General features: G+C 68.8%; 11 protein-coding genes and 1 pseudogene. 3 read left to right on the top strand and 9 right to left on the bottom strand.

Features of this window, described 5'->3' with window-relative positions; translation table 11 throughout:
• Nucleotides 1-88 precede the first annotated feature (88 nt).
• The gene (gene tal / locus H4F98_RS12035) at nucleotides 89-1054 is read left to right on the top strand and encodes a transaldolase (RefSeq protein ID WP_182688000.1); all 966 of its coding nucleotides are present in this window, start codon (nucleotides 89-91) and stop codon (nucleotides 1052-1054) included.
• Between the two features lie 80 nt (nucleotides 1055-1134).
• Here the strand turns inward: tal and H4F98_RS12030 are convergent, their stop codons facing one another.
• Together H4F98_RS12030 and H4F98_RS12025 are read right to left on the bottom strand one after the other, a co-directional pair.
• Nucleotides 1135-2310, bottom strand: coding sequence for a M35 family metallo-endopeptidase (locus tag H4F98_RS12030; protein ID WP_182687999.1), 1176 nt, complete (start codon nucleotides 2308-2310; stop codon nucleotides 1135-1137).
• A gap of 377 nt (nucleotides 2311-2687) precedes the next feature.
• The gene (locus H4F98_RS12025) at nucleotides 2688-3224 is read right to left on the bottom strand and encodes a GbsR/MarR family transcriptional regulator (RefSeq protein WP_182687997.1); all 537 of its coding nucleotides are present in this window, start codon (nucleotides 3222-3224) and stop codon (nucleotides 2688-2690) included.
• Between the two features lie 95 nt (nucleotides 3225-3319).
• Between H4F98_RS12025 and H4F98_RS12020 the strand changes: the two genes are divergently transcribed.
• Nucleotides 3320-4303 carry an NAD(P)H-binding protein gene (locus tag H4F98_RS12020; RefSeq protein ID WP_182687995.1) on the top strand — a complete coding sequence of 328 codons (984 nt, stop codon included), beginning with the start codon at nucleotides 3320-3322 and terminating at the stop codon, nucleotides 4301-4303.
• Nucleotides 4300-5580, top strand: coding sequence for an NAD(P)/FAD-dependent oxidoreductase (locus H4F98_RS12015; RefSeq protein ID WP_182687993.1), 1281 nt, complete (start codon nucleotides 4300-4302; stop codon nucleotides 5578-5580). Before H4F98_RS12020 ends, H4F98_RS12015 begins: the two co-directional genes overlap by 4 nt.
• 1012 nt (nucleotides 5581-6592) lie before the next feature.
• Here H4F98_RS12015 and rpoH read toward each other — a convergent pair.
• The 7 genes and pseudogenes from rpoH to H4F98_RS11980 all read right to left on the bottom strand — a co-directional run.
• Nucleotides 6593-7468: an RNA polymerase sigma factor RpoH gene (gene rpoH / locus H4F98_RS12010; RefSeq protein WP_182687992.1), complete on the bottom strand. Its 876-nt coding sequence runs from the start codon at nucleotides 7466-7468 to the stop codon at nucleotides 6593-6595.
• A 110-nt stretch (nucleotides 7469-7578) separates the two neighbouring features.
• Nucleotides 7579-9135, bottom strand: coding sequence for a phospholipase D family protein (locus H4F98_RS12005; protein WP_182687991.1), 1557 nt, complete (start codon nucleotides 9133-9135; stop codon nucleotides 7579-7581).
• Between the two features lie 89 nt (nucleotides 9136-9224).
• Nucleotides 9225-9917, bottom strand: a complete 693-nt coding sequence (ung, locus tag H4F98_RS12000; RefSeq protein WP_182687990.1) for a uracil-DNA glycosylase — start codon at nucleotides 9915-9917, stop codon at nucleotides 9225-9227.
• Nucleotides 9918-9922: 5 nt separating this feature from the next.
• Nucleotides 9923-10720, bottom strand: coding sequence for a response regulator (locus H4F98_RS11995; RefSeq protein WP_182688126.1), 798 nt, complete (start codon nucleotides 10718-10720; stop codon nucleotides 9923-9925).
• Nucleotides 10721-10796: 76 nt separating this feature from the next.
• The gene (ftsX, locus tag H4F98_RS11990) at nucleotides 10797-11756 is read right to left on the bottom strand and encodes a permease-like cell division protein FtsX (protein ID WP_182687989.1); all 960 of its coding nucleotides are present in this window, start codon (nucleotides 11754-11756) and stop codon (nucleotides 10797-10799) included.
• Nucleotides 11753-12439, bottom strand: a complete 687-nt coding sequence (gene ftsE, locus H4F98_RS11985; protein WP_141517645.1) for a cell division ATP-binding protein FtsE — start codon at nucleotides 12437-12439, stop codon at nucleotides 11753-11755. Before ftsE ends, ftsX begins: the two co-directional genes overlap by 4 nt.
• Nucleotides 12440-12614: 175 nt before the next feature.
• Nucleotides 12615-13041 (bottom strand): annotated as a pseudogene (locus H4F98_RS11980) (hypothetical protein); the annotation flags it as partial.

The following is a 13041-nucleotide window of genomic DNA, read 5'->3' as shown; positions in this document are numbered from 1 at the left end:
GAGACTACCGCAGCCCCGTGCGGGGCGGGTGCAGGACGTGTCATCCTCCATGTCCAGACGCCCCTCCACCGGTTCCGGACTCCTGACGATGACCTCAAAGCTCCAGCACCTGCGCGACCTGTCCGCCGTGGTCGCCGATACCGGCGACATCGACGCGATCGCGCGCTTCAGGCCGCTCGACGCCACCACCAACCCCTCGCTGCTGCTCAAGGCCGCAGCGCTGCCGGCCTATGCGCCCCTGCTCGACCAGGCGCTCGAGTCCGCGCGCGGCGACGACGCGGCCACGCGCATCGCCGACGCCGGCGACCGCCTGGCGGTGGCGATCGGCGGCGAGATCCTGAAGCTGGTCCCGGGACGGGTGTCGACCGAGGTCGATGCGCGGCTGAGTTTCGACACCGAGGCCACGCTCGCGCAGGCGCGCAAGCTGGTCGCCCTGTACGCCGACGCCGGCATCGGCCGCGAGCGCCTGCTGATCAAGATCGCGGCGAGCTGGGAAGGTATCCGCGCCGCCGAGCGGCTCGAGCGCGAGGGCATCCACTGCAACCTCACCCTGCTGTTCTCCTTCGCCCAGGCCGTCGCGTGCGCCGAGGCCGGCGTGTTCCTGATCTCGCCCTTCGTCGGCCGCATCCTGGACTGGCACCTGGGCAACGGCATGGCGCCGCCCGCGGACCCGGCCGACGACCCGGGCGTGCAGTCGGTGACGCGCATCTGGCAGTACTACAAGCGCCATGGCTACGACACCGTGGTGATGGGCGCGAGCTTCCGCAACACCGGACAGGTGCTGGCCCTGGCCGGTTGCGACCGCCTGACGATCTCGCCCGACCTGCTGGGCGAGCTGGACGCCGACGGCGGCGACGTGGCCCGCGCCCTGGTCGACGATGGCGAGCGCAAGGCCCCGCCGGCGCCGCTGGACGAGGCGCGCTTCCGCTGGGCGCACAACGAGGACGCGATGGCCACCGACAAGCTGGCCGACGGCATTCGCCGCTTCGCCGCGGATCAGGCCAAGCTGGAAGTGCTGCTGGCCGACCGCATGGACATTGCCAGCGTCGCATGAGGGCGGCGGGCGGCGCCTGCACTCGCCACGCACCTGCATCGTCGCTCACATCTGCGCGCCGGCTGTGCAGCCACGTCCGACTACCAGCTCTGGTTCAACACATAGAACTTGTAAGTGTTCGAATTTCGGATCGCCAAAGAGCGATTGACCCCTGCCAATGTTGATGCATTATCGTAGAACTCGGCATGATGCTCCGTGCCAGGCGACGACAATGAATCTTCAAAATGACTTGCTTCATGTATCAAAGTGCCAACTTGAGACGGCTGGTCTTTGAATGTCGGCACCCTTGGCGACTGCCAGAAAGCAGGGCATGAATTTATTATGTAGTGATATGGACGTTGAATATATGCCATTGCATCCGGACGATCCTTGCCAGCCTCGCAATGGCAGGTTACGGCCACCAACTCGCTACCCATGCGCTCGGGAATGGCCTGCAACGTGGAATAAAGCAGCAAGTCATCTTCAGCCCATTGATTCATGTCTGCAACTGGATCGACTCCAAACCATTTCGTATACCGCTGGGATGCAGTGAACTCCCAAGTAAACCAAGGCGGCATCCCCAGCCATTCCGTCACGAACAAATCATTGTAATGCCAGAATGCTTCATTGGCCAGTGAGGCTGCTGCGGCCTTAATATGCTCGAACTCATTCAGCTGCCAATCTTCGCATTCAGCTGACTCATCAAACAATAATTGCCTGCTGATGCCCGAAGGTGAAGCAAGACGCGGATCGATCCACAACGTCAACACTTGCTGGGGCTGAGACTCCGACAGCAAGGCGCGAATATCCTGTGCTGACGTTTGCATATAGCTTGCTCGAGGCCGCCTCAAGTAACGTACTGGACGCAACTTGACATCATACTTGCCGCCGGCCCGGACCCGATAATTGTCTCTTATGCTCACCAAATATACCCGGCTTTCCCCGGGAGCAATCGTTACGTAAGGCCCCTCCAAACTCGCCGAGACAAGGTCGATGCCAATATAGCTTGCCCGAACACCGTCATCTGCAATCACTTCGAAAAGATTGTTCGTCAAGAAGCCATTGCCGGTAACACTGGGGATCGTCGGCAAGACCACATCAATAGATTGGTCTCCCGTATTCAACAGTACAACTTCAACCTTGCCAGCCCCCGCATCCAGACGAGATCCATGCGCGTCAGCCGGATAATATAAATTCACTTCAAGCCGCCCAGCTGCAACTGCATTTATTGAAAACAACATCAAGACACCAACAAAAAACAATCTGATTCCGATCATGATCCTTGCTCCTTGGCTACCGAAGGGTCTCGATGAATTAATCGAGGAACACATCCTCATTGAATGCGACGGATCAGACAGCCACACCCTGCACCACCTCACCGGCAACATATGGTTGCATTTGAATCGTCGGCCCCTGATCTGGAGAGCCACGCTATCACCTCCCTCGTGCAAGCCACCACCCTTGGCAAGACTGCCGGATGCGAGCAGACACCGCCGAGTAAGTCGCGCTGTAGTTCGAGCAGGCAGGCATCGAACAGGGGCTCTACTGGTGCGCGCCCGCCTGCATCGGTGTGTCGCTGACGGTGTGCGTGTGGATATCGGACACGCGCCGCACCTCACGCGTAGACACCGACTCCGCCTGAGCCTCGACGCAATCAGCCGTCGCGCAGCAGTTTCTGGATGCGGCTGCCGAGCTTCATCACCTTCATCAGGGTCGCCGGTTCCAGCCGCAGCATCTCGTCGCCCCAGGCCGACAGCGCGCCCATCATCGCCAGGGTGTCGCGGATGCGCTCGCGCACCTCGGGCGGTTCGTCGTCGATTTCCGGCGAGGCCATGCATTCGCCCAGCATGGCGACGGTGGGGTCGAACTCGCGCGCCTTGCGCTCGCCGACCACGGTGCGGAACAGCGCCCATACGTCCTTGGACGTCTCGAAATGGTCGCGACGGTCGCCGAGCCGGTGCACCGTGCGCACCAGGTTGTAGTTGAGCAGTTCGCGCAGGCTGGTGCTGACGTTGGAACGGGCCACGCCCAACGCCTGGGTGATCTCCTCGGCATGCAGGGGCCGCGCGGACAGGAACAGCAGCGCATGGATCTGCGCGACACTGCGATTGACGCCCCAGCGCGAGCCCATCTCGCCCCAGTGCAGGACGAAGCGTCGGGCGATCGGGGACAGGGGCTCGGATTCGCTCATCGGGTTTGGGCTCATGACCCATGGGGGCTTGGCTGGAGGTTAGTTTCGTCATATATTTCTGTCAATACAGAAATAAAAGACAAGGAAGCGCAGGCATGCAGGCTCCGATCGCCCCCCTCCCCGACGCGGGTCCCGCCCCGCCGCGCCACGTGCTGGTCCTGGGCGGCGCCGGCTTCATCGGCCGTCACGTGGTCGAGGCCCTTCTCGGGAAGGGCCTGGGGGTCAGCGTCGGCAGCCGGCATCCGCGGCGGCGGCAGCGCGCCAGCGGCACGTCAGCCGCCTTCCGCGGCCTGCGCATGGAACGCATGACGCACCCGGATGCCTGGCGGGACGTGCTCGCCGACGTGGACACCGTGGTCAACTGCGTGGGCATCCTGCGGCCACGCGGGCGCGAAACCTACGATCGCGTGCATCACCGCGCGCCGGCCGCGCTGGCCGCCGCGTGCGCCGCACGCGGGCTGCGCCTGGTCCACGTATCGGCGCTCGGCCTCGACGGCCCGGTCCGCAGCGGCTTCCTGCGCTCCAAGCGCGACGGCGAGGCGGCGCTGCGCGCGAGCGGGGCCGACTGGCACATCGTCCGCCCCTCGCTGCTCGACGGCGAGGGCGGCTTCGGCGCGCGCTGGGTACGGCGGGTCGCGCGCTGGCCCCTGCTGGTCCTGCCGGCCGATGCCGTCGGGCGCATCGCGGTGCTGGACGTGCGCGATCTGGGCGAGGCGATCGCGAACCTGGTGCAGGCGCCGGCGAGCGCGGGCATGGTGCGCGAGCACGAGCTCGGCGGCCTGCATGCCTGCACGCTCGCCGGGCACGTGGCGGCCATGCGCCGCCTGCACCACGCGCACCCGGCAATGGCACTGACGGTCCCGGGCTGGCTGGCCCGCCTCGCCAGCCACGCCTGCGACCTGCTGCACCTGACGCCGTTTTCCTATGGCCACTGGGAGCTGCTGCGGCAGGACAACTGCCCCCGGGTCAATCGTCTTCCGGCCCTGCTCGGCCGCCCTCCGCGCATCGTGGGCCGACCGCTGCCGGAAGGGCGCGCGGTCGCGCCGACGCCCCGGCAGGCCGTGCGGGGGCACGCATGAACGCGCCGGCTCGGCCCCACGTCGTGGTCGTCGGCGGCGGCTTTGCCGGCCTGTGGGCGACACGCGCGCTCGCCCGCGACAAGGTGCACGTCACCCTGGTCGACCGCCGCAACCACCACCTGTTCCAGCCGCTGCTCTACCAGGTCGCGACCGCCGGCCTCTCGGCGCCGGACATCGCCGCGCCGCTGCGCCACATCCTGCGGCGCCAGCGCAACGTCGAAGTCCGCCTGGGCGAGGTCACCGGCATCGATACCGCCGCGCGCCGGATTGCCCTGGCCGACGGCGACGGCATCGCCTACGACGTCCTGGTGGTGGCCAGCGGCGCGACCCACGCCTACTTCGGTCACGACGACTGGTCGCCGCATGCCCCCGGTCTGAAATCGCTGGACGACGCTCTCGCGATCCGCCGGCGGGTGCTGCTGGCCTTCGAGCGCGCCGAGGCCGCGAACGATCCGGCCGAGCGCGCGGCCTGGCTCGACTTCGCCGTCGTCGGCGGCGGCCCGACCGGCGTCGAACTGGCCGGCACCCTGGCCGAGATCGCGCGGCACACGCTGAGGGACGAGTTCCGCCACATCGACCCCGCCGGTGCCCGGGTGCGCCTGATCGAAGCCGGCCCGCGGGTGCTCGCCGGCTTTCCCGAGTCGCTGTCGGCGCGGGCGCAGCGGCAGCTGGAGAAACTCGGCGTGGACGTGGCGACCGGACGCGCGGTCGAAGCGATCGATGCCGAAGGGTACGTGCTCGGTGGCGAACGCGTGGCCGCGCGTACCGTGCTGTGGGCCGCCGGCGTGGCCGCCTCGCCGCTCGGCGCGCTGCTGGACGCGCCCCGCGACCGCGCCGGCCGGGTCCAGGTCGAGTCCGACCTGTCGGTACCCGGCCACCCCGAGGTGTTCGTCGCCGGCGACCTCGCCAGCGTCCGGCAGGACGACGGCACGCCCGTGCCCGGCGTCGCGCCCGCCGCCAAGCAGATGGGCACGCATGTCGCCCGCGCGATCCGCGCACGCCTCGCGGGCCGGCAGGCGCCCGCCTTCCGCTATGCCGACATGGGCAACCTTGCCACCATCGGGCGCATGGCCGCGGTGGTCGACGTCCATGGCCTGCGGCTATCGGGCCTGCTGGCCTGGTGGTTCTGGCTGTGTGTGCACGTGATGTTCCTGATCGGTTTCCGCAACCGGCTCATCGTGCTCATCAACTGGGCCTGGGCCTACTGGAGCTACCAGCGCCACGCCCGGATCATCCTGGGGGGCAAGCGGGAGCAGGGAATAGGGAATAGGGAATAGGAGTACAGCACGCCTCGACGAAAAAATGCCGTCTGAGCGGGCATTTCTGTTCGTCTCCCAAACGAGGGGGAGTGGCGGGCGGTCGGCAGTTCCACCCCCCTCGTAGGATGGGTAGCGCGAAGCAAAACCCATCTCACGTCGTGGCCGGAATCCATGGTGGGTATCGCCTTCGGCTCGCCCCCCCCCTACGGCTACGTCGCGACCGAACCCCATCCGGCGACCCCATAAGCCGTCACCCAGCGAATGCTGGGATCCAGCCTTTGCTTTCTACCGCGCCGCCCATCATCGCCCGGGACAGTTGGCCGGCACGGGGCGTGGCGCCATGCGCTGCGCTTATTGCGCCCTACGAGCTATCCTCGACCGGGCCCCGGGTGCGCTTCGCTTACCCGGGCTACGCGGCGTGTTGCCGTTGCCGTTGCCGTTGCCGTTGCCGTTGCCGTTGATCTTCGCGACTTTGAGGCCGCCGAGCACCGCAGGCCGTGGCGGCCGTAGAGGCGCCCTTGTCTGAGCTAAGCGAGTTTGGGCGCCGTGCCGCCAGGGCCGAGTAGCGCAGGGGACCGGTGCGGCGAAGCCGGACCGGCGGCCGATGGAGCCGGCGGTTTTGGTTCCTTTTGACAAGACAGAAGGGACCCGCCCAATGGGCGGAAGCCTTTGACTTTGCGTGGGGATGCCACCCCTTCGTAGGATGGGCTGCGCGAAGCAAAACCCATCATTCATCGTCCATGCGAACACGCCACGGTGGGTTTCGCCTTCGGCTCTACCCACCCTACGAGGCGGGGCGAGAGGCAGCACCGTAGGATGGGTAGCGCGAAGCAAAACCCATCGTGCGTCGTGCGTGCGATCCCGCGACGGTGGGTATCGCCTTCGGCTCCATCCACCCTAGGGCTGCCAGCGCCACGCCCGGATCATCCTGGGCGGAACGCGGGAACTGGCGTACCACGCGCCCCCACGAAAAAGGCCCGCTGCGCGGGCCTTTTCTTCAAATCGCCAATCACCACTCACCAATGACCCATCACGCAGCAAACAGCGCCCGCATCTTCTTCAGGGCATTGGCTTCGATCTGGCGGATGCGCTCGGCGGAGACGCCGTACTCGTCGGCCAGCTCCTGCAGAGTGATCTTGCCTTCGCCATCGAGCCAGCGGCGCTTGACGATGTCGCGCGAGCGCTCGTCGAGGTTCGACAGGCCTTCGCGCAGGAGGGCCAGCTGGTTGTCTTCCTCGTCCTCGCGCTCGTACAGCTGCGAGGGGTCCTCTTCCGAGGCGCGCAGGTAGGCGGCGGGCGACGGCGGCGCGCGCTCCTCGTCCTCGTTCGCCGGCGCATCGAAACCGATGTCGCGGCCGGACAGGCGCGACTCCATCTCCAGCACTTCGCGCTCGGAGACGTTGAGGTCCTTCGCCACCGCGCTGACCTCGGCGGCATTGAGCCAGCCCAGGCGCTTCTTGCTCTTGCGCAGGTTGAAGAAGAGCTTGCGCTGCGCCTTGGTCGTCGCGACCTTGACGATGCGCCAGTTCTTGAGGATGAACTCGTGCATCTCGGCACGGATCCAGTGCACCGCGAAGCTCACCAGGCGCACGCCCTGGTCGGGATCGAAGCGCTTGACCGCCTTCATCAGGCCGATGTTGCCTTCCTGGATGAGGTCGCCCAGGGGCAGGCCGTAGCCGTTGTAGCCGCGCGCCACGTGCACGACGAAGCGAAGGTGCGAATGCACCAGCTCGCGGGCGGCATCGAGGTCCTCGTCCGCGTGGAAGCGACGGGCCAACGATTGCTCCTCTTCCTGGGTCAACACCGGGATCTGGTACACGGCGCCAATGTAGGCGTCGAGCGACCCCAGCGCGTTGGGGACCGGCAGGTTGTTGGGGATCAGGGCGGTGGAGGCAGTCTGGGTCATGGCAGTCATCTTAGCAGTCACGTTATATGACTGCTAAGTCGGCAATAAGTTCACAGTGTTTCAGGCATGGGACAAACCACCTGTTCAGTTTCTTTTCACGCCGCCGAGCCTCAAAGCAGGGTCTCGACCGGCAGCCAGCGCGCCATGCGGGCCTGGAAACGACGCCCGAAGCTGGCCTCGGGCTCCCTGTCGAAGCGCTCGCTGCCGTCGCTCCAGCGCAGGTCGCCGTCCTCGAGGGTGACTTCCCAGGCGGACGCGGGCGCGGTCATGGCCTGGAACAGCGCCGCGACCTGGGCGGCGATGACCGGGTCGTCCACCAGGATGCCCTGCTCGCAGTTGAGCGAGACCGAACGCGGATCCAGGTTGAACGAACCGACGAAGGCGACCTCGTCGTCGATCACCGCGGCCTTGCTGTGCAGGCTGGCCCCGGACGAACCGAACATGCTGATCCCGTCCTTGCCCTCGCTGCTCCGCTCGGGCTTGAGCTCCCACAGGGCGACGCCTCCCTCCAGCAGGTCCTTGCGATAGGCCGAGTAGCCGCCGTGCACCGCGGCGACGTCATTGGCCGCCAGCGAATTGGTCAGGATGCGGACCTTGCGACCCTGTTCGACCAGGCCGACGAGTTGCGCGGTCCCGCTGTCGCCGGGCACGAAGTACGGCGAGATCAACACCACGTCGTCGCGCGCCTCGCCGACCGCCCGGGTCAGGCCGTCCAGCACCGCCGAGGTTTCCAGCGCCGGCGCCTTGCGGGTGGCCTTGTCCGGCGCGTCGCTGAGCACCTGCCAGCGGGGCGTCCACTGCATCGGCAGGGCCATGGCCTTGGCCGCGGCCACCGCGTCGTGCCCTTCCATGGCCCGGATGTACGGGGTCTGGCGGGCCTCAACGGCATAGGCCTGGGCGCGCCGGCGCAGGTCGTCGAGCGCCTCGGTGGACACCGCGTCGGGACTGAGCGATTCGATCGGCCAGACCTGGTCCGAATTCCAGTAGCGGTCGAACGATGCGCTCAGCTGCTCCACCGCCGGACCGACGAAGGCCAGGTCGAGATCGTTGAAATTGACGTGTTCGCTGGCGGAGAAGTATTCGTCGCCGACATTGCGCCCGCCGGCGATGGCGAAGCGGTTGTCGACGATCCAGCTCTTGTTGTGCATGCGGTGGTTGATCCGCGAGAAGCTGGTGAGGCCTTCCATCGCCTTGCCGAAGAAGCCCTGGCGGGAGGCGAAGGGATTGAACAGGCGCACGCTGATGTTGGGGTGCGCGGCCAGTGCGGCGATCGCGAAGTTCTTGGACCGCGCGTCCATGTCGTCGAGCAGCAGGCGCACGCGCACGCCGCGGTCGGCGGCCTCGATGAGCTCGAGCGCGAGCAGGCGCCCGGTCAGGTCGTCGTGCCAGATGTAGTACTGCACGTCGAGGCTGCGCTCGGCCGCGCGCCCGGACAGGCCGCGCAGCGCGAAGGCCTCCACGCCGTCGGCGACCAGGTGGAAGCCCGACTGTCCGGGCCGGGCCTCGAGCGCCGGGCCTACGACGCGGTCGAGCCGGGTGTCGCCGGCGACCGGCAGGACGCTCGTCGCCGGTCCCTCCGGACGCGGGGGCAGGGTCGAACAGCCGAGCACGACGAACAGCAGCGCGGCGAGCACCAGGGTGCCCACGCCGGCCAACGTCACTTTCATCTTCCACCCCATGCTGGCCAGACCCGGTTTCGAGCGAGACGATCCAGCCCCATCATCCCCGCGCCGGGGCGCCGGCGCAAAGGGCGGCCTCAGGCGACGGGCGGCAGGGTCCAGTCGATGGCGCCGCGGCCCTGGCGGGCCAGGTAGTCGTTGGCCGCGGAGAAGTGCCCGCAGCCGATGAAGCCGCGGTGGGCCGACAGCGGCGAGGGGTGCGGCGCCTTCAGCACGCGGTGGCGGCGCGGATCGATGACCTTGCCCTTGGCCTGCGCGTAGCTGCCCCAGAGCAGGAACACCAGGCCCTCGCGCTCGCGGTTGAGGGTGTCGACCACGTGGTCGGTGAAGCCTTCCCAGCCCTTGCCCTGGTGGCTGCCGGCGCGGCCGGACTCCACCGTCAGCACGGCATTGAGCAGCAGCACGCCGCGCTCCGCCCAGGGCATCAGGTAGCCATGGCGCGGCGGCGCGATGCCCAGGTCGCGCTGCTGCTCCTTGTAGATGTTCGCCAGCGAGGGCGGGACCGCCACGCCGGGCTGCACCGAGAAGCACAGGCCGTGGGCCTGGCCGGGGCCGTGGTAGGGATCCTGGCCGAGGACGACCACCTTCACCGCGTCGAACGGGGTCGCGTCGAAGGCGGCGAAGATCTGCGGCCCGGGCGGATGGATCGTGGCACCGGCGGCCTTGCGCTCGCGCAGGAAGGCCGACAGTGCCTGCATGTCCTCGCGCAGCAGGTAGTCGCCGACCCGCGCCTTCCAGCTGGCCTCCAGGCGGACGTGCGCCTCGCCCACCGGACTCAGGACGCGTCCATCGCCACCTGCTCGGGCAGCCGCGCCAGGCGCAGCTGGAACAGGGTCTTGGTGATCAGCAGGCGCTCCTCGATCGGCTTGAGCACCAGGTCGTTGGCGCCCTGCCGCAGCAGCTTGCTCTGGTTGTCCTTGTTGTCGTCGCCGGTCATCACCAGCACCGGCAGGCGGCGCTTGCCGTAGCGGAAGTCCTCGCGCAGGCGCTGCAGCAGGTCCATGCCGCTGAGCTCGCCCTTCAGGTAGACGTCGGTCAGGACCAGGTCGGCGCCGGGGTCGTCCTCGCCGCGCTGCGTCTCAAGGTACTCGAGCGCCTCTTCCACGCCGATGAAGTGCATGACCTTGACGCCGTGGCGCTCGAGCATGCGCTTGGTCGCCAGCGCCACCACCTTGCTGTCCTCGACGTAGAGCACGCGCGCGTCGGGGATGGCCTCGGGCTGGACATAGCCCAGGATGAAGGCCGCCAGCGCTTCATGGCCCAGCGCCTTGTCGAAATAGTCGGTCACGTCCTCGGTGAACTGGCGCGACTCGAGATGGCTCTGCGCCGAACCCGACACCACGATCACCGGCACGTAGGCCTGGCCGGCGGCGTCGCGGACGCTGCGGGCGAGCGCGACGCCGTCGCCATCGGGCAGCACCAGCGCGGTGGTGACCAGGTTCACCGGCGCCTCGGCCAGCGCTTCGCGCGCTTCGGCGATGCTGCCGCAGGACACGACCTCCACGCGCTCGACCGAGCGCCGCAGCGTGTCGCCGATCAGCTTGCGCACCAGCTTCGAGCCGTCCACCACCATGATCCTGGGCGCGTCCTGGCTGACGTGGCGGAGCTTGTCCTGTGATTCGGTCACGACGTGGCACTCATTGTCTGCATCAGGTATCGGTGGCGCGGGTCTGCCGCAGGGTCTGTCCGGTCACCAGGCCGGCCCCCAGCCAACCCAGCGCGCCCGCCGCCACGACCACCAGGCCCGCATGCGACAGGCTGAAGCCCTGCAGCGTGAAGTCGCTGCCATAGCTTCGCGCCAGCGCCAGCAGCGGCGGCCGCAGCGACCAGTCCACGGCCGTCAGCACCGCCAGCGCAACGGCACCGGCCAGCACACCGTAACAGGCGCCGAGGTACAGGAACGGCCGGCGGATGAATCCGTCGGTCGCGCCGAGCTGCTGCAGCACGCTGATCTCCTCGCGGCGCTGCTGGATGTCCAGCCGCACCGTGTTGCCGACCACCAGCAGGGCGCCCACACCGAGCAGGACCGCCAGGGCCCAGGCGAAGCGGGTGCCAAAACGCAGCCAGCCGTCCAGGCGCTCGCGCCAGGCGGCGTCGTGCTGGACCACGTCGGCCTCGTCCAGGCCGCGCAGCGACTCGGCCAGGGCCAGCTCGTCGCCGGCGGGGGACACCACGAGCAGGCTGGGCAACGGGTTCTCGCCGATCACCTGCAGGGCCTCGTCCAGGCCGCTGGCGCCCCGCAGCGAGGCCAGGCCCTGTTCGGGCGTACGCACCTCGACGCCGGCCACGTCCGCGCGCGCCTCCAGCTCGCCGGCCAGCGCGCGGGCCCGGTCGACGTCGACCCCGGGCTTGAGGAAGAGGTCGATGCGCCGTGCCTCCTGGACATCGCCCACGAAGCGCTCGGCGTTGCCGAGCATGACCCACAGGCCGAGCGGCAGGGCCAGGGCCACCGCCATCACGCCGATGGTCAGCGCCGCGGCCCAGGGCTTGGCGGCCAGCCGGCCGAGGCTGGCGACCAGGCTGAAGACATGGTGGTCCAGCCACGCCGCCAGCCGCGAGGGCCGGCGCGTGACCGGGGTGTTGGCGGGAGCCTGCCTGCGCACGTTCATTCGGCAAGGTCCTCCGGCCGGATGTCGTCCACCAGGCGGCCCTGGTTGAGCACCAGCACGCGCTTGCGCATGCGCTTGACCAGGGCCAGGTCGTGGCTGGCGATCATGACGCTGGTGCCGCGCTCGGGCAGCGACTCGAACAGGGCCATGATCTCGGCCGACAGCGTCGGGTCGAGGTTGCCGGTGGGCTCGTCGGCAACCAGCAGGCGCGGCTCGGCGATGATTGCCCGGGCGATGCCCACGCGTTGCTGCTCGCCCGCGGACAGCTGGCCCGGCAGGGCGCCGGCGCGGTCGCCCAGGCCGACCCGGTCGAGCACGCTGCGCACCCGCTTGCCGGTGTCGGCGCGACGCTCGCCGCGCAGCACCAGCGGCAGGCCCACGTTGTCGGCGACGCTGCGGTCGGTCAGCAGGCGATGGTCCTGGAAGACCACGCCGACCTCGCGCCGGTGAAGGGCCACGCGCCGTCCGCGCACCTTGAGCAGGTTGCGATCGCCGAACAGCACCGCGCCGCGGCTGGGCCGCTCGGACAGGTGGATCAGCTTCAGCAGGGTGCTCTTGCCGGCGCCGGAGTGGCCGGTGACGAACAGCATCTCGCCCGCCCCGACCTCGAAGCTGACTTCGCTGAGCGCCTCGCGCCCACTGGCATACCGCTTGCTGACGTTGTCGAAGCGCAGGACGCTCATCGATCACCCGGTCGCATGGAAGGGTCCACGCACTGCCGCCCAGTATCGACGGCGCGGAGCGCGATGGCTAGGTGCGCGGTCGCGGTTCCGGGGCATGCGCGGCCACCGGGGCCGCCGCGCGGGCGGCGGCGGCGGGGTCCGGGGCAGGCCGCGTTTCGCGGCCCGCCCGGCGTGCTCAGTGCTGCGAGTTGGGCGCGCGCGTGACCAGGGACTTCAGACCACGGCCAATGCGGCTGAACAGGCCCGGCCGGGATTCGCCGGCATCGGCGGCCGGCTTGGCCGGCGCGGCCTGGCGCGGCTTGTTCGCCTGCACCTGTCGGGCACCGCCGGCGGCGGGCGCCGTCGAAGCGGGCGATGGCGTCGACGGGGCGGATGGGGTGGCGCTGGCGCCGTTCTCGCCGGCCCCCTCGACCTTGCGGCCGCGACGGCGACGGCGGCGCTTGCGCGGCTTGGCGGCGTCGCCTTCGGCCGGCATCGCGTTGGCCACCGCGGCGGCCGCGGGCGACGGCGGCGTGGCGGCGGGCGTCTCGGTCGCATCGGCCGGACGCGCGGCAGCCGTCGCCTCGCCTTCGGGCTTGCGGCGCGGACGGCGCTCGCCGGGC

The organism is Marilutibacter spongiae, from assembly GCF_014145325.1.
Taxonomy (GTDB): Bacteria; Pseudomonadota; Gammaproteobacteria; order Xanthomonadales; family Xanthomonadaceae; genus Marilutibacter; species Marilutibacter spongiae.
This window is presented reverse-complemented; position numbering and strand designations above follow the sequence as displayed.